At 37.7% G+C, this 16,851-nt stretch carries 16 protein-coding genes; 1 reads left to right on the top strand and 15 read right to left on the bottom strand.

Going from position 1 to position 16,851, the window contains the following annotated elements; genetic code table 11:
• Positions 1-9 precede the first annotated feature (9 nt).
• From BKP57_RS20335 to flgB, 10 genes are all read right to left on the bottom strand, one after another.
• A complete protein-coding gene (locus BKP57_RS20335) occupies positions 10-1,308 on the bottom strand; it encodes a flagellar hook-length control protein FliK (protein ID WP_072742249.1) in 1,299 nt (432 codons plus the stop codon).
• 28 nt (positions 1,309-1,336) lie between these two features.
• Positions 1,337-1,948: a MotE family protein gene (locus BKP57_RS20330; protein WP_072742248.1), complete on the bottom strand. Its 612-nt coding sequence runs from the start codon at positions 1,946-1,948 to the stop codon at positions 1,337-1,339.
• A gap of 5 nt (positions 1,949-1,953) precedes the next feature.
• On the bottom strand, positions 1,954-2,400 hold the full coding sequence (gene fliJ, locus BKP57_RS20325) for a flagellar export protein FliJ (RefSeq protein ID WP_072742247.1): 447 nt from the start codon (positions 2,398-2,400) through the stop codon (positions 1,954-1,956).
• Positions 2,397-3,719, bottom strand: a complete 1,323-nt coding sequence (gene fliI, locus BKP57_RS20320; protein ID WP_050352739.1) for a flagellar protein export ATPase FliI — start codon at positions 3,717-3,719, stop codon at positions 2,397-2,399. The genes fliJ and fliI overlap by 4 nt, the downstream gene beginning before the upstream one ends.
• Positions 3,716-4,477, bottom strand: coding sequence for a flagellar assembly protein FliH (fliH, locus tag BKP57_RS20315; protein WP_050352738.1), 762 nt, complete (start codon positions 4,475-4,477; stop codon positions 3,716-3,718). Before fliH ends, fliI begins: the two co-directional genes overlap by 4 nt.
• Positions 4,461-5,471, bottom strand: a complete 1,011-nt coding sequence (fliG, locus tag BKP57_RS20310; protein ID WP_050352737.1) for a flagellar motor switch protein FliG — start codon at positions 5,469-5,471, stop codon at positions 4,461-4,463. Before fliG ends, fliH begins: the two co-directional genes overlap by 17 nt.
• Positions 5,472-5,483: 12 nt before the next feature.
• Entirely contained in the window at positions 5,484-7,088 is a 1,605-nt protein-coding gene (gene fliF, locus BKP57_RS20305) for a flagellar basal-body MS-ring/collar protein FliF (protein ID WP_072742246.1), read from the bottom strand.
• A gap of 280 nt (positions 7,089-7,368) precedes the next feature.
• Positions 7,369-7,677: a flagellar hook-basal body complex protein FliE gene (gene fliE / locus BKP57_RS20300; RefSeq protein WP_128743484.1), complete on the bottom strand. Its 309-nt coding sequence runs from the start codon at positions 7,675-7,677 to the stop codon at positions 7,369-7,371.
• 41 nt (positions 7,678-7,718) lie between these two features.
• On the bottom strand, positions 7,719-8,168 hold the full coding sequence (gene flgC / locus BKP57_RS20295) for a flagellar basal body rod protein FlgC (protein ID WP_050352734.1): 450 nt from the start codon (positions 8,166-8,168) through the stop codon (positions 7,719-7,721).
• Positions 8,169-8,170: 2 nt separating this feature from the next.
• Positions 8,171-8,569: a flagellar basal body rod protein FlgB gene (gene flgB, locus BKP57_RS20290; RefSeq protein WP_050352733.1), complete on the bottom strand. Its 399-nt coding sequence runs from the start codon at positions 8,567-8,569 to the stop codon at positions 8,171-8,173.
• 657 nt (positions 8,570-9,226) lie between these two features.
• Here flgB and BKP57_RS23195 point away from each other — a divergent pair.
• Positions 9,227-9,358, top strand: coding sequence for a hypothetical protein (locus BKP57_RS23195; protein ID WP_257786694.1), 132 nt, complete (start codon positions 9,227-9,229; stop codon positions 9,356-9,358).
• Between the two features lie 408 nt (positions 9,359-9,766).
• Here the strand turns inward: BKP57_RS23195 and codY are convergent, their stop codons facing one another.
• The 5 genes from codY to topA form a co-directional block, all read right to left on the bottom strand.
• Positions 9,767-10,546: a GTP-sensing pleiotropic transcriptional regulator CodY gene (gene codY, locus BKP57_RS20285; protein ID WP_050352732.1), complete on the bottom strand. Its 780-nt coding sequence runs from the start codon at positions 10,544-10,546 to the stop codon at positions 9,767-9,769.
• Between the two features lie 25 nt (positions 10,547-10,571).
• Positions 10,572-11,966, bottom strand: a complete 1,395-nt coding sequence (gene hslU, locus BKP57_RS20280; protein WP_050352731.1) for an ATP-dependent protease ATPase subunit HslU — start codon at positions 11,964-11,966, stop codon at positions 10,572-10,574.
• A 17-nt stretch (positions 11,967-11,983) separates the two neighbouring features.
• Complete coding sequence (gene hslV, locus BKP57_RS20275) at positions 11,984-12,529, bottom strand: ATP-dependent protease subunit HslV (RefSeq protein ID WP_050352730.1); 546 nt, start codon at positions 12,527-12,529, stop codon at positions 11,984-11,986.
• 24 nt (positions 12,530-12,553) lie between these two features.
• Positions 12,554-13,462 carry a tyrosine recombinase XerC gene (xerC, locus tag BKP57_RS20270; protein ID WP_050352729.1) on the bottom strand — a complete coding sequence of 303 codons (909 nt, stop codon included), beginning with the start codon at positions 13,460-13,462 and terminating at the stop codon, positions 12,554-12,556.
• Between the two features lie 1,188 nt (positions 13,463-14,650).
• A complete protein-coding gene (gene topA, locus BKP57_RS20265; protein WP_050352728.1) occupies positions 14,651-16,729 on the bottom strand; it encodes a type I DNA topoisomerase in 2,079 nt (692 codons plus the stop codon).
• Positions 16,730-16,851 lie beyond the last annotated feature (122 nt).

The raw sequence follows: 16,851 nt of genomic DNA, 5'->3' as shown, positions 1-16,851 counted from the left end.
ATCCCCCCTTTAGACTTGTTCATTTAATAGTACCTCTTGAAAAGTAGTTGTAAATTCGGTGTCGTTATCTGTATTTTCGTGTTCAGATTGTTGCTGTTGTTGTTCCTGCTGATCTGAATACTGCTGCGATTCAGCCCCATTCCCCCTTTGCATTTGTTGTCCTTGCTGCAAGATGCCTTCCTGCTTTTCAATTACGACTTGCTGCGGGGAAAACATATTCCGAAGCTTATGTATATTGGACTCTAGCATTTCCTTCGCTGCTTGCGACTGTACTAGAATCCGCACCGTCATCACTCCGTCTAATTGTGTAAGACGTACACTCATATCCCCCAAATGCTGAGGACGTAATGTGAGGTTAAGTTGATTTGCACCATTCGGTAGTTTCATAAATTTGCTTGAATTCATGATTCTTTGCAGTTGCTGTATCAATTCGCGTCCATTCTGTCTCGGTGTCGACTGTTCAGGCTGCAGATAAATAACATGCTGTTCGAGTTTTGCCATTGGCACAGACAGTTGATTATTCATACTATTATTTGTTGTTATTTGCTCTTTAGAATGGAGCACTGTTGGCTTGGATTCGGAAATAGATTCGATTGCTTTTGTTAGCCATTTTGCAACATCCCCACTCGTTACTTTTGCTTCACTGTTATAATGCTGCTTTTGAACAAATGCGCTTCTTTTTTCGAATGCTGCTACTAACTGTCTCCAAATGGTGACTTCCTTTACGTTTTTATTGTCACTCAAATAAGCAGTAATATCCTCAGACATGCCTATACTTTTAGCTTGTTTACTTAGATCTGACCAAGTATGCAAAAGATCTGCTAATTTTGTTGTTGCTTGCTTTATGTCCTGTTGATCTTTTATTTGTGCTAGAATTGGTTCCACCTTGGAAAAAACAGCTACAATCTGCTGTTGTATAGAATCGTTAGCAGCTTGTTTATCTGAACTAGGTTTTTGTCCATTTTCAGTAGGTTGTATTTCAGATTGCGGCTGGTTCGCTCCTAATACTGTCCATTCTTCCTTTGGCAAGGGTTGTAGAGTTAATGGTTCATCTCCCATTCCAATCATCCATTGCTGCAGGGCTGAAGAAATATCTACTGATTGCAATGCCTGGTGTAATACCTGACTATCAAATGGTACTTCTTCAAGCTGCTTCAGCTGTTCAATTACTTTTACGACTTCCTCCTTATAAGAAAGTAGTTCGTGAAAAGATTGTGCAGGCAGCTCTTGATCTGTTTGCATTTGTTTCATCTCATTTTTCCCCAGCGTCGTTGGTAGCTGTTGTAATAATATCCCAACTGCATTCATCCTTTCACCCCCTTCCAAGTTAAATAAACTAGTTTTCCTTTGGCATCTTTAAAAATTGCTCTGTCAATTGTGCTGCTGTATTTGGGTCCATTGCTTCTAAAATGCGGCCTCGATCCTTATTATTTAACTCTTTTAAAACTTTTAATGCTGTTTCTCTCTCTAATTGCTGCAAAATTTGCGCCGCACTTTCTGCGTCCATTTCTTTAAAAGAGGTGGACATTGATTTAACCGTATTTTCTTTTTCCTGATTTGCTTTCTCTTCATCCTGTTCAGTAGCCTGTTTTTTCACTCGTTCTTGGAGTTTTACAATGTCTTGCTCAAGCATTTGAATCGTTTGCTCTTTATCTTTTAGTTCTTTTTGTAATTGTTCAATTTCTGAATCCTTGTTCTTAATCTGGGATTGTAACTGTTTATTATCGCCATTGTTAGCGTTATTTCCGTCTTCCTCTGTATCTACAAAGGAAGAAACAACGGGAACCTCTGCCGCTTTACCTTTTAACCAGCCACCAACATCTACGCCCACAGCCATTAAAATAATGATGACAAGTGCTAAAGTAATACCAATAGGAATGATGACTGCGAACAGGAACCAGAGAAAAGGATTCATTTTTTTCGTATCTGTTTTTGTTTTCTTAGCCATTCGCGTCACCTGTTTTTATAATTTAAGAATTGGTACATAGATATTTCATCCATAACCGCTTTTTCCATTTTCTCATTTGCGTCATTTTTTTGTTTCTTTCGACGTTCAATTATTTTTTCAAATTTTTTCGTTTCTACGTGTGCTTCTGTGAGATTAGATTGTTTTGCTTCCATCTCTGCACGGGCTCTTTGCACATCCTTCTGCAACTCAACTATCATGGCATTCAACTTTTCCAAATAGGTGAACTGCTCCTTTAATTTGTCTAAAGTAGTTGTTTGCTGTAAGGATTCTTCATAAATTTCTTCCGCTACTTCTTTCTTTTTTAACAGCTGATAAAGTTGAGTTGCCGATTTTTCAAAACAATCCATCGATTGCTGATATGCTTTTTGAGCTTGTACTTTTTCTGTTTCGCGAATATGTAATAGTTTTGACAAGACAACCGTGTCACTCATTCGTTAACACCTCCGTGAAGCAGATTTTGCATTAATTGAACAGACTCCTCAAACGAATGATAATCATGTATTCCCTGCATAAGAAAAGATTGGATCTTAGGATAATACGCAATTGCCTGATCAATTTCTTGATCTGTCCCCCGTTTATAAGCACCAATTTGAATTAATTCGCGATTTTCTTCAAACGTTGCAAGTAAAGCTCGGATTTCTTTAGCTAATTCGTGATGGTTCTTATCTGTTACCTGTTGCATCACTCGACTAATTGATTGTAAGACATTAATTGCTGGGTACTGTCCCCTTTCGGCTAATTTACGATCCATAACAAAATGACCATCTAGAATACCACGAACTGTATCGGCAATTGGTTCATTCATATCATCTCCATCGACGAGCACAGTGTAAAAAGCAGTAATAGTTCCATTGGGATTTGTCCCTGTTCGTTCTAACAGCTTAGGCAGCGTAGCAAATACGGATGGCGTATATCCTTTTGTTGTTGGTGGTTCCCCTGTTGCTAATCCTACTTCACGCCTTGCCATGGCAACACGCGTTACAGAATCCATCATCAGATTGACACGATAGCCTTGATCGCGAAAATATTCACTAATTGCAGTAGCTGTATCTGCCCCTTTAATTCTCATGAGGGCTGGTTGATCAGACGTTGCAACAACGACAATGGATTTTTTAAGTCCTTCATCTCCAAGGTCTTTTTCAATAAACTCTCTAACTTCTCGACCACGCTCACCAATTAATGCAATGACATTGATATCCGCTTCACTATTACGGGCAATCATCCCAAGCAAAGTGCTTTTTCCAACTCCACTACCAGCAAAAATACCAATTCGTTGTCCTTCTCCAACCGTTAGTAATGCATCAATGATTTTAATCCCGACCTGTAAAGGGTTTGTAATTGGCGGTCGTTGCATCGGATTTGGTGGAGATTGATCAGTAAGGAAGCTGGTGAGACCTTTTTGCAGTGGCTGTCCATTTAATGGCTTACCTAAAGCATCAATAACATGACCAATTAGTCCTCTGCCTATCTTTACACTAAGCGGCTTCCCTGTTGATTCCACCAGACATCCAGGTCCAATCTCCATCACTTCTTCATAAGGCATAAGGATAATTCGTTCCTCGTTAAATCCTACAACTTCTGCAATAATAGGTTCATCTTTTTGAGCAGAGGGATGGATATAACACACCTCTCCAATGTTAGCGGCAGGGCCTTTAGATTCAATCATAATACCAACCACACGTAACACTTTCCCGTAACGTTTGTACGTATCCGCCTTGGAAATAGCAGTTAAATAACTTGTCGGATTCATTGTTTTTTCTCCCCTGCTAACTCAGATAAAACCTTACCAATTTCCTCCAGTTGTGTATCAACGCTGACATCGACTTGTCCAAATGGATGTTTAATCATACAGCCATTCTCCTTTATTTCGTCAGAAACATAACACGTAAGCTTCGCATTTTGTTCGATTAAAGAAGCTAATTCCTCTTTATGCTGGATAACGAATGTATATTGGTCGGGGTGCAAATAAAGCGCAACTTCCGACTGGTCTTTCAATTCTTTAATGGCAGCTTTTATAATGGACAAAAACAATTCCGGATTTGCATCAATCTTTTGTTTGAGAATCTTTTCCGCTGTATGAATGGCGATTTCCATTATTGTTTCTTCATGTTCTTCAATGAGCGTATGGTAATCCTGCTTTGCACTGTCAATAATTTGGTTCGCTTGATCCAAATACTCTTTATACGCAGTAAGGCTTTCTGATTTTCCTAGTGAAAAACCAGCCTGATATCCTTCTTTCTTGGCAGCTTCGATATATTTCTGTTTTTCCTCTTGCCATGCTTGCTTTTCTGCTTCAATTTCCTGCTGTGTCTGTTCCATTAATCGCTTTTGCTCTTCATGGAGATCAGCTAGAGTTTGCTTAGCTTGCATCATTTGCTGATTGAGCTGCCCTTTGTCAGGATGCTGTTTGGGATTATTTACAACATTGTTTTGTAGAAATGCAGCAGCGGGCTTAACACGAATTTGCTTTCGTTCATTGATCCATGATGGATTAGACAATGATATCATCACCTCCACCTCTTGCAATTACAATTTCACCTATATCTTCAAGTCTCCGTATCGTTGAAACGATACGCGTCTGCGCTTCCTCTACATCACGCAAGCGAACTGGTCCCATATATTCCATTTCCTCTTTAAATGTCTCTGCCATCCGTTGTGACATGTTTTTAAACACGATGTCTTTCACTTCATCACTGGCTACCTTAAGAGAGAGACGCAGGTCTTCGTTATCTACTTCGCGAATAATCCGTTGAATCGCACGGTTATCCAAAATAACAATATCCTCAAATACGAACATACGCTTTTTAATTTCATCCGCCAGCTCAGGGTCTTGAATTTCCAATGCATCTAAAATGGTTCGTTCTGTACTCCTATCTACACCATTTAGAACTTCTACAACTGCTGGAATACCACCAGTTTGCGTATAATCCTCAGTAAACGAAGCAGAGATGTTTTTTTCCAGTACTTGCTCCACTTGCGAAATAATTTCCGGTGACGTGGAATCCATCGTAGCAATACGCTTCGCTACATCCGCCTGCATATCTTGTGGCAAAGCAGATAATATTTGTCCTGCCTGTTCTGGGTCCAAATAGGAAAGAACTAGCGCGATCGTTTGCGGATGCTCTCCTTGAATAAAATTAAACACTTGTTGTGGATCAGCCCTTCTAGCAAAATCAAATGGTCGCACCTGCAAAGACGAAGTTAGGCGGTTAATGATATTCGTTGCTTCTTGTTTACCAAAAGCCTTTTCCAATACGGTTTTCGCATACCCAATACCACCTTGAGCGATATAATCCTGTGCTTGTGCTATCTGATGGAATTGCTCGATGATTTCCTCTTTTTGCTGGTTATCCACTTTCTTCACCGAAGAAATTTCTAAACTGAGTTTTTCAATTTCTTCTTCTGTTAAATGCTTATATACCTGTGCTGATACATCTGGACCTAAGGAGATTAATAGAATTGCAGCTTTTTGTTTACCAGTGAGTCCTTTATGTCGTGCCATTATTCATACCTCCTATTCCTCTCCAATCCAGCTACGCAGTAACTTTGCAAATTCTTCTGGTTTTTCCTTCGCAATCTTCTCTAACTGTTTTTTACGGATGGTAGCTTCTGAATCCTCTCGTTCAGGAAGATCTGGGATTTCTACTGGTGCTGTTACTTCTTGTTGTATTTCTTCATATTCCTCATCTGCTTTTCTAGAACGCAAGTAGAAGATTAACAAAATAATGATAGCTAGAAGCAACATCCCTCCAACTACATAAACCCATGTTGGTATAGTAGATGGATTATCAGTAGGCTTTGTATCTGTACCAGTAAATTCCTGAAAAACAATGGATACATTTTCTTCAGGTGTTACCTCTTCTTCGTATTCTGCATGAATAGATGTAGTAATGACGGAATCAATAATAGAACTAATACCTTCTTCAACAGTAGTCTGTTCTTGCTGTGATAAATATTCTACATCGTTTCCTTCTGCAGATTTTACTCGGTTAACTGCAACTTGAACCCCTAAATCACGAACTTTATACGGGCTTTCAACAATATTTTTTCTAATTTTATTAAATTCATTGTTGATCGTTTCTTTTGTCATTTCGTATTCGCCATCGCCGTCTCTATCTGTGGCTTGATAATTCGCCACATCTCCTTCACCAGTGCCGACGGTTCCACCTGCAGCAGCGCCATTACCTTCATATGTTTCCTGGATCGTTTCAATACTAACTGGAAGTCCTTCCATATTTTCCAAATCAACTGGTTCGACAAGTTCCTCCGTTCGGTTCTCTTGGGTAAAATCTATATCTGAAGTTACTGACACGATTACATTCCCAGGTCCTACCATTGCACTAAGCATTTGCTGCAAACGTTTTTGTACATCTTTTTCGATGTCTTTTTTAACCGTTTGCTGATATGTATACGTATCTTTTGGCGTGTTACTACCACCAGCCCCTTCTGGTTCAAAGCTCTCAAAATATTGGTTCGTAATCGCAATATTCTCTGTTGGCAAATTCGGCACAGCTTTAGAGACGATATGATATAATCCGTTAATTTGTCCAGCTTCAAAGTTATGTCCAGCTTCTGTATTGATTACAATTGAAGCGCTTGCCTCCTGCTTTGTATCATTCACGAAAACCGGATCTTCTGGCATATTAATCATTACTTTTGCATCTTGTATACCGTCAATTCCTTTAATTAAATTAGCCAATTCCGTTTGCATTGCATCAAGCTTCATGACATTAAACTCGTTTTCAGTCACTCCCCATGAAGCATTTTCACTAAAAAAGGAATAATCAATATTCCCACTATTCGGTATCCCTTGGGCGGCAAGATCAACTAACAGACTATCCACTTGCTCTTCTGGAACCTCAATAACCTTGCCACCATCTGCTAGTTCATAAGGAACACCTCTTGCGTCCAGTTCTTCTTTAATTTGTCCCACTTCCTGCACAGATAAATTATTATATAGTGGAACGTAGTTTGTTGAATTCATTGTAAAAAGTGAAATAGCTAATATCAAAAGGACAACTACGAATAAAGACCCGAAAAATGTTAATTTTTGAACTTTTGTGCGGTTTCTCCAGAAATTCGTAGTACGGTCCTTCCAATTCATTATTTTCTCTTTCATAAGTTCCCCCACCAACATGCTCTAGTAAAATATCTTTTATATGTACAGTACATAAAGAGGATAAGGAAAACACAACATCATGCAGTAATTTAAGTACGTTTTCCAAAGTCAAGAAATGAATTAACCTATTTATGGATTGTTTTCAAAACTAATTATCCACTCGCATGAACATTCCAATGGCTTAAAAGGTTTTAAGCCGCTACTAGAACATCCATTTAGTACCTTTTATCTATACAAGTTTTTTAAACGATTGATGTACGATCTGAATAGTAAATTCTCTTTACACTTGCATGCTCATTACTTCTTTATACGCTTCTACTGCTTTACTCTGAATTTGTACCGTTGCTTCTAAAGCAATATTAGATTTTTGCGCTGCTATCATCACGTCATGCAAATCGGTGACTTTCCCATTTGCCATGGCTTCCGTTTTTTTATCAGAAGCTATCTGTACATCGTTTACTTTATCAATCGCATTTTTTAATGCAGAAGCAAATTTTTCTTGTGCTTCACCAGGAGAAATATTTGCTTTATTTTGAGCATCTGTAGTAGGTGATAACTGTTGTAATGGTTGATTTATTGCTTGAATCAAAATTTCCACTCCCTTTACTTTATAGTTGTAGTTAATCGTAATTATTTACCAATTTCCAACGCCTTCATCAACATTGATTTACTAGCATTTAATGAAGTGATGTTTGCCTCGTACGAACGAGTAGCACTCATTAAATCTACCATTTCTTTTAAAGGATCTACGTTTGGTAACTGAACATAGCCATCCTCATTGGCATCCGGATGAATAGGATTATACACTGGTTTAAAGGGACTTTGATCCTCTGTTATGGATCGAACCCGAACACCAGCAGATGTAGGGGCGTTAGCAGCTTTATGTAAAAAGGATTGAAATGAAGAGCCTTCCGGTTGCATCGTAACCATTTTTCTGCGATAAGGCTCTATTTCTCCAGCCTCATTTACTGTTGCTCTTGTTGTTTGCGCGTTTGCAATATTAGAAGATATAACATCCATTCTTAACCTTTGGGCAGTTAATGCACTTGCACTAGAATGTAGCGAGTGAAACATCGACATTGCTACCTACCTCCTTTTAAAACAGTTTGTAAGCTGCCAAATTTACCGTTAATCCGATCTACGAGCGCTTGATAATAAATTTGATTTTTAGCCAAGTTAGCCATTTCTTTATCCACATCTACATTATTACCATTGTGCTGATAAGATGTAGCATGCTGCCTAATCGTTTTATAACCTGCTGGTTGTGCCTCACCTTGAAAACTTAAATGTTTGCTATTTGTTCTTTTCGCCTGTAACGGTTGAGAAAGCTCTTTTGCCAAATAATTTTTAAATGTGACATCTTTCGCTTTGTAATTTGGTGTATCTAAATTGGCTAGATTTGAGGAAATAGCTCGATTCTTGGCTGAAGCATAGTTTAATGATTGTTCTAAAGTCTGAATCGTTCCACTAAACATACTCATTTTTTCACCCCTAAAAAAGTACTAACAATATTTAAGAATACGTCGAAAGTATCATTTATCTACGAATAGTTTAAGTCATAATGAAACTAAAGTCTATTGGTTTTCGACATTTTTATATAATTTTTTTAAAGTTAGTCATTTCTTACTAGGTATTTATTCCTGTTTTCGCGTTGGATAATACTAACATTTCTGATAACATTTGCAATCAAGGATAACTTGCAAGTTTTTATCTTGAATGTAACGTTTCGTAAGATTATCAATCCAAGAGTTGAAAGGCTACAAAATAGTCTAATAGGGAAATAATCGCATCTAAATTCGGATTCGTTCGGACCGACATGATAAACATACTTCAACGAGCTATAATAAGAGCTTTGACCGCATCTGATGAAGCTTTTCAATTTGCACATAGTGAACAAAGCGAAGTAAACAATTAATAATAGCTATGCAAATAGGAATCGATGGTAAATGAAAAGGAGTTTATTCAATGGCTTGAAAAAATATAGAAATTTCATTTCCTAATATGAACATTTAGAAGATGACGGAAAGTTGGTTTGCTTAACGACAGTAGGGCTTCAAATAGACGAACCTTACTTCAGAAGATATTAGAAATATCTAAGTGGTCTTACATGTACTGGAAAATGAAGAGGGGAGGAATTTATGTCTAGTAAATTAGGTAAGTCTAATGAGCAACTAGCTCCAGAAGAAAGAAAGCCTCTATATTGCAAATCGGAATTTTCTGCTTATATGGATGGTTCGTATCATATCAGACTTGGCTTTTTATTTATATAATTACAGAAAGTTGGTATATCGTAAATGACTTTAAATTATGATCGTGGCTTGGCATCATATTAGTTTGCCACAACTTTACCTCGTGTTCTACTAATGGCAATTAGCAGAGTGTATGCCAATAAATTCAACAAATATTTTCACTTTTCTTTAAAGACGTTCTACTTGGCTGTTGGCAATCCGCTTCTGGTTCGATGTATTAAATATATGTTTTCTCTTATTATTAGCAATTTGCTCTGGTATGTACATCCCAAAACACGAAAGGTAACAGGTCAGTATATTTCCTCTTAGCTTAGAATATCAAGTTGCTTCAAAAATCCGTGTATACAAAACATCCACGAACACAAATGAATGTGCCGTGGATGTTTTCCGTGTTTTAAGGTCTTCTCTAAAAACCGTTCGTATTTTTCCTTATCTAGAACGTAATTTTTCTAGTTCTACAAGGAAATTATGGTTTAACACTTTAATATATGTTCCCTTCATACCTAATGAACGAGATTCAATTACGCCTGCGCTTTCCAGCTTTCTTAGAGCATTTACAATTACAGAACGGGTAATACCTACACGATCTGCAATTTTACTTGCTACAAGTAGTCCTTCACTGCCGTCAAGTTCTTCAAAAATGTGGTCAATAGCTTCTAATTCACTATAGGAAAGTGAGCTGATTGCCATTTGGACAACTGCTTTACTTCTTGCTTCCATTTCAATTTCCTGAGATTTTTCATGAAGAATTTCCATACCTACTACTGTAGCACCATATTCAGCTAGCAAAAGATCATCTTCATTGAACTCTTCCGATAAACGTCCAAGAATTAGCGTACCTAAGCGATCGCCGCCACCAATAATTGGAACAATCGTAGTTAAAGCGTTTTGGAATAAGTCACGATTTTCTACCGGAAACACAGTGTGTGGGCTGTCGATATCAAGGTTCGCTGTTGTTTCATGAATGTTGTATAAACCTTCTGTATATTCTTGTGGAAATTGACGTTCTTCTAGCATAGCTTTCATTCTTTCATTTTCAATTTCCTGATTAATCGCAAATCCAAGTAATTTCCCTCGACGACTCAAAATATACACATTACCTTTAATAACATCGCGTAATGAAGCGGACATATCATTAAAATCCACCGATTTTCCTCCGAATTTTTGTAGCATTGCGTTAATTTTTCTTGCACGATTTAATAGTTCCATTGTGATCCTCCATTCGATCTTTAGGTTATAGTATATATTGACTTAAATCTTTATTTTTAGCGATAGCAGATAGTTTTTCATCTACATATGCTGGAGTTATTTCAACTGTATCCATATTAATCTCTGGAGCTTCAAAGGAAAGATCCTCCAACAGTTTTTCTAAAATGGTATGCAGTCTTCTCGCTCCGATATTATCCATTTCCTGATTCACTTCATATGCTATTTCAGCGATTCTATCTACAGCTTCGTCTGTAAATTCTATATTTATACCTTCTGTTTTCAATAAAGCCTCATATTGCTTCAGTAAAGCATTCGAAGGTTCTTTTAAAATCCGCTTAAAGTCATCTGTTGAAAGCTTCTCCAATTCTACTCGAATCGGAAATCTTCCCTGTAGTTCTGGTATTAAATCAGAAGGTTTCGACATATGAAAGGCACCAGCAGCAATAAATAACATATGGTCCGTTTTTACAGGTCCATGCTTGGTAATCACTGTAGAACCTTCTATAATCGGTAGTATATCACGCTGTACACCTTCTCGTGATACATTAGCACTCTGTTGTTCTTTTCCAGCTACTTTGTCAATCTCATCAATAAATACGATTCCGGATTGCTCCGCTCGCTGAATAGCCTCTTGTGCTGCTTCTTCCATGTCAACTAGCTTACTTGCTTCTTGTTGTGTTAACACTTTGCGTGCTTCAGCTACTGGTAATTTACGTTTCTTTTTCTTTTTTGGCATAAACTGACCAAGTGCATCTTGCATATTCATGCCCATATGCTCCATACCAGAACCTTGCAACATATCAAACATAGATGGGGTTTGTTCCTCTATTTCCACAGTAACAATCTCATCTTCTAGTTCTCCAGAAGCTAATTGTTGTTCCACACGCTTTCGTTTATTTCGAATTTCTTCATTTTTTACAGATTCATCATCGGAGTCGCTGTTATCTTGTTGAGAAGAAAACAACATTTCAAAAGGGTTTTTTGCATGGCTCCCTGTTTTCGCCTGAGGAACTAACAGTTTAACAAGCAGTTTATTCGCTTCTTTTTCAGCTTTACTCTTAACTTGCTTCATTTTCTCATCTTTTACTGATCGTAAAGCCATTTCTACTAAATCACGAATCATGGATTCCACATCGCGACCGACGTAGCCTACTTCGGTAAACTTCGTTGCCTCTACTTTCACAAATGGCGCTCCTACCAGCTTGGCTAACCTTCTAGCTATTTCTGTTTTCCCTACACCAGTTGGACCAATCATCAATATATTCTTAGGGACGATTTCCTCTTTTAAGTCTTCCTCTAGCTTCATGCGTCTGTATCTGTTACGCAATGCAACAGCGACAGAACGCTTTGCGCTTTTCTGTCCAATAATATATTTATCCAATTGTCCCACAACTTGCTTTGGAGTGTAGTCCATACCCATTTTCCAAAGGCCTCCTTTTACTCCAATACCTCTAGTGTGATGTGATTGTTCGTATACACACATACTTCTCCAGCAATCTCTAAGGCCGCTTGCGCAATTTCCTTGGCGGATAATTCTTTAGAATGTCTTGCTAAAGCTCTACCTGCACTAAGCGCATAGTTTCCACCAGAACCAATTGCTAAAATTCCGTCATCAGGCTCAATGACTTCACCCGTTCCAGAAACTAAAAACATATGCTCTTTATTCATTACAATCAATAGTGCTTCAAGCTTTCGCAACACCTTATCACTACGCCATTCTTTCGCCAGTTCCACAGCCGCTCTGGGCAAATTGCCATTATATGTCTCTAATTTCCCTTCAAATTTCTCAAAGAGAGTAAATGCATCAGCCACAGATCCGGCAAACCCAGCCAATACTTGCCCTTTAAACAAGGTACGAACTTTCTTTGCTTTATGTTTCATAATTACTGCATTTCCCATCGTAACTTGACCATCACCGCTCATCGCACATTTCCCATTATGGCGGATGGCAAAAATAGTGGTAGCATGCATTTCATTGGTCATGTCAGCTCACCTCTTTAATCAAAATTAATCATTCGCTCTTGGGTGACTTTTCATATAAACACGTCGCAAATGATCTTTCGTCACATGAGTATAAATTTGTGTGGTTGACAAATTTTCATGACCTAACAATTCTTGAACGCTGCGTAAATCGGCACCTTCGTTCAAGAGATGTGTAGCGAAAGTGTGACGCAATTTATGCGGATGTACGTGTACGGTTAAAGCTGCTTTTTTCACCATTCGGTTTAATACATCCCGAATTCCTCTTTCTGTTAACGGAAATCCACGGTTATTAAGAAATAATACGTCTGTAGGTTGGTTAGATTTGGCTAGCAACGTCTTCCTTCCATCCTGTATGTATGTTTCTAAAGCAATTTCAGCAAATTTTCCATACGGAATATAACGTTCTTTTCTGCCCTTTCCCATTACAAACACCGTTCCAATGAAAAAATCGATGTTTTCTAAAACCAATTGCTGACATTCGCTTACCCGCATTCCCGTAGCGTAAAGCAACTCTAATAAGGCTTGGTCCCGTTGGCCTAATGGATGCGTTAAATCATTCACTTCAAATAGTTTTTCTAGCTCTTTTGTGTACAAAAATCCCGGGATGGTGCTTTCCGTTTTAGGTAAACGAATAGCAGAAAATGGGTTGGTTGTTACCACATCTTCGCGTTCTAAATATTTATAAAACGTTCGCAACGTCGATATTTTCCGGGAAACAGATCTCCTGCTTAATTGCTGGTCATACAGGGCATTTAAAAACACACGAACAATCCGTCCGTCGACTTCATAGAGATTAGCTATCCCTTCAGCATTTAAAAAAGAAAAAAACCCTTCCAGATCATTTAAATAATATTTAACAGTGTATGGTGAAGCATTTTTTTCTATTTGTAAGTACTCCTTAAAGGATTGCCAATATTTCCTGAAATTATTCAAATTTTCACCCCATTAAGCAGCGAATAAATCATAACATAGAAATTATTCTTTAGCAATAAATTTAACTAAATTGTAACAAAATTCAGAAACAACACCTCTCATAAATAGATCTTGCCCTGTTTTCTTAATAAAGAACACTTTCCTTTGAGCATTAATTTTTCCAGACTGAAGTTTGTAAAACAACTCACTGATTGATTGGTAAACGTGAGCTAAGAATGCTGATATAAAGCAAATCTATTTATTCGTTGGCAACGGTACTTGTAGAATAAAGTATCAACTTATGCTGTCAAGTATATAACCTTACCAATGCGTAATTATATCTGTTTCTTCTTCATTAGTCAACCAATTATGTTTCGAATCTCACAATTCAAAATTAAACACTAAGACAGCAGGAATAATGAAGCAAATAATGGCTTTCCTTAAAAAGGAGCAATTAATGAGGTTCATTACAGCAATATCTATGCCAAAGCATTCTATCCTAATATAGTATATATCCTTTTTTTAGAAGGTTCAAACATTAACATTGTTACGAAAAGGTGACAAAGATCTTAAGCGTTGACCACGCCATACAACATAAAAACCATAGTGGCACATCGACAAGTACAAGTATGGATAATAAGGAGAAAAGAGCTTTGCTAGAGCTTATGCTTTTATACGAAGTAACACTTTTTAAAAAAAGATATTTTGATCAAGAAATTTACTATCCATTAAAAGCATAGGTTATCTTTCGTTTTGGAAGGGAAGAAAATGCTGTTGTTGGTATGGAAGCATGGCTAAATAATAGACACTTACTTCCAACGCGTTAGTAAAGTACAGAGGTGAAAGATGACGAGATAAGAAACCCCTTCATGAACTTTTTCCTTGCGTGTTCGTTGAACGGATCGCGGATTTAAATATAGTTTTTCTCATCATATTCGTAGCATCATAAGCGGATTTTTGAACAAGAAAATACGACTTTTACTTCTAAAATAAAAGAAGCCATGCCTTTAAAGCTAGAGATATGCCGACGTTGAGCAAACCCGCTTTTAGTTAATTTCGTACTGATATCGTAGGAATAAGTTCGAAGTTTGCTACAATTTGAGCGTTTGAACTGGACAACGCAAGCTACTTTTTAAAAACGTTACCCACAGCTGTTTAAGTTGATCATTTCCTAAACGCCAAAGAAAACTGCTCAACGAGGTTGAGCAGTTACTTCTGTACTTCTTCTTTATATTCGCAATTTGTACATTGAATTTGCGTTCCCTTTTTCGCTTTCTTCTCCACCAATAACGCATTACATTTAGGGCAAGGGCGTGAAATGGGTTTATCCCATGAAACAAAGTCACATTCAGGAAACTGATCGCAACCATAAAATGTGCGACGCTTTTTTGATTTTCTTTCTACAATTTCCCCATTCTTACATTTAGGACAATTCACACCTATCTTCTTTAAGATCGGCTTCGTGTTTCTACACTCTGGAAAGTTAGAGCAAGCTAAAAACTTCCCGTATCTTCCCATTTTATAAACCATTTCGTGACCACAGTTTTCACATTCAATTCCTGCTGGTTCATCTTTTATTTCCACTTTTTCCATTTCCTGCTCTGCTTTTTTCAAGCGTTTTTCAAATTCTTGATAGAATTGGTCAATGATTTTCACCCATTCTGTACGCCCTTCTTCAACAGCATCTAAATCATTTTCCATTTGAGCAGTGAAATCCACATCAATAATCTTCGGGAAAAATTCCTCAACTAGTTCCAATACAATAGTCCCTAATTCCGTTGGGACAAACCGCTTATTATCAACACTTACATAGCCTCTCCTTTGAATAGTATCCAACGTTGGTGCATAAGTAGATGGGCGGCCAATCCCAAGCTCTTCCATCGTTTTTACTAATCTCGCTTCCGTGTATCTTGGAGGTGGCTGTGTAAAGTGTTGGTTTGGCTTTATTTCCTGTGCTTTCACTTTCATGCCTTCTGTCAATGCTGGAAGCAGTTTATTTTCATCTTTTTTATTATCATCATTTCCTTCAACGTACACTTTCATAAAACCTTTAAACTTAATTTTCGATCCCGTAGCTCGAAACTCTACATTATTATTTAATAAATGGACTGTCATGGTGTCCATTACAGCAGCAGCCATCTGACTGGCTAAAAAACGTTCCCAAATTAATTTGTATAACCGGAGCTGATCTCTCGAAAGAATCGATTTGAGTGTATTTGGCTCTCTTAACACAGATGTTGGTCGAATAGCCTCATGCGCATCTTGAGCAGACTCTGATTGTTTTGCTTGCTTATTTGGTCCAAGGTACTCTCTCCCATATTGTTCGCTTATATACGATTTGGTTTCATTTTTAGCTGTTTCAGAGATTCTTGTTGAGTCTGTACGCATATACGTAATTAAACCAGTTATTCCACCCGATTGACGTCCAAGATCGATTCCTTCATATAATTGCTGAGCAACCATCATAGTTTTCTTTGCTTTGAAATTCAGTTTTCTAGCGGCTTCCTGTTGTAAGGAAGAAGTGGTGAAAGGTTGAGCTGGATTTCGCCTCCGCTCTTTTTTATTCACTTTATCAACCGTGAACTGGTCACCTTGAAGCATTTGTTTAATTTCTTTTACATCTGCTTCCGTTTTTAAAGCTACTTTTTTTCCATTCACCCCATAAAACGAACCTTGAAATAGTTCTTTATCCTTTAAAAACTGTGCATCTATTGACCAGTACTCTTCAGGCTTAAAGTTTTCTATTTCTTTTTCACGGTCGATAATTAATTTGACAGCAACAGATTGTACACGACCTGCACTTAAACCCTTTTTAACCTTCTTCCATAATAATGGACTAATATTGTATCCGACAAGACGATCCAATATTCTTCTTGCTTGTTGTGCATCCACTAAGTTCATATTTATCGATCTAGGGTGCTTAAACGACTCTTTAATCGCTTCTTTCGTAATCTCATTGAATACAACCCTGCATTCTGATTGTTCATCAATATTTAAAATATGCGCTAGATGCCAAGCGATAGCTTCCCCTTCTCGATCCGGGTCAGCGGCAAGGTAAATTTTCTTTGCTTTTTTTGCAGCAGCCTTTAAGTCCTTAACGACATCCCCTTTTCCGCGAATCGTGATGTACTTTGGTGCATAATCATTTTCTGCATCAACACCCATTTGACTTTTTGGTAAATCTCTCACATGACCCATTGAAGCCTTTACTTTATATTTTTTGCCTAAATAACGTTCAATCGTCTTTGCCTTCGCAGGCGATTCGACGATTACTAGATAATCTGACATATCATTTCCTCCCAAGCTAAGGTTGTCGATAGACAACCTTCACATCCAACCAGAATTCATATCTGGTAATCGTGTATTTCTTTATTTCCTACTATTTTATTATACGAATGAACTATTGGTAT

Origin of the sequence: Virgibacillus sp. 6R (assembly GCF_001895305.1) — a bacterium.
GTDB lineage: Bacteria > Bacillota > Bacilli > Bacillales > Amphibacillaceae > Virgibacillus > Virgibacillus pantothenticus.
The sequence above is the reverse complement of the archived record's forward strand: the minus strand, read 5'-3'. Positions and strand labels throughout refer to the sequence as shown.

Excerpts from the sequence above, each read along its gene's own strand:
- flgC (WP_050352734.1), bottom strand. The coding sequence starts at position 8,168 with ATGTCGATGTTTCACTCGCTACATTCTAGTGCAAGTGCATTAACTGCC.
- codY (WP_050352732.1), bottom strand. The coding sequence starts at position 10,546 with ATGGAACTATTAAATCGTGCAAGAAAAATTAACGCAATGCTACAAAAA.
- fliJ (WP_072742247.1), bottom strand. The coding sequence starts at position 2,400 with ATGAGTGACACGGTTGTCTTGTCAAAACTATTACATATTCGCGAAACA.
- BKP57_RS20330 (WP_072742248.1), bottom strand. The coding sequence starts at position 1,948 with ATGGCTAAGAAAACAAAAACAGATACGAAAAAAATGAATCCTTTTCTC.
- fliI (WP_050352739.1), bottom strand. The coding sequence starts at position 3,719 with ATGAATCCGACAAGTTATTTAACTGCTATTTCCAAGGCGGATACGTAC.
- BKP57_RS23195 (WP_257786694.1), top strand. The coding sequence starts at position 9,227 with ATGTCTAGTAAATTAGGTAAGTCTAATGAGCAACTAGCTCCAGAAGAA.
- topA (WP_050352728.1), bottom strand. The coding sequence starts at position 16,729 with ATGTCAGATTATCTAGTAATCGTCGAATCGCCTGCGAAGGCAAAGACG.
- BKP57_RS20335 (WP_072742249.1), bottom strand. The coding sequence starts at position 1,308 with ATGAATGCAGTTGGGATATTATTACAACAGCTACCAACGACGCTGGGG.
- fliF (WP_072742246.1), bottom strand. The coding sequence starts at position 7,088 with ATGAAAGAGAAAATAATGAATTGGAAGGACCGTACTACGAATTTCTGG.
- fliH (WP_050352738.1), bottom strand. The coding sequence starts at position 4,477 with ATGATATCATTGTCTAATCCATCATGGATCAATGAACGAAAGCAAATT.
- hslU (WP_050352731.1), bottom strand. The coding sequence starts at position 11,966 with ATGGGTATGGACTACACTCCAAAGCAAGTTGTGGGACAATTGGATAAA.
- hslV (WP_050352730.1), bottom strand. The coding sequence starts at position 12,529 with ATGACCAATGAAATGCATGCTACCACTATTTTTGCCATCCGCCATAAT.
- flgB (WP_050352733.1), bottom strand. The coding sequence starts at position 8,569 with ATGAGTATGTTTAGTGGAACGATTCAGACTTTAGAACAATCATTAAAC.
- fliG (WP_050352737.1), bottom strand. The coding sequence starts at position 5,471 with ATGGCACGACATAAAGGACTCACTGGTAAACAAAAAGCTGCAATTCTA.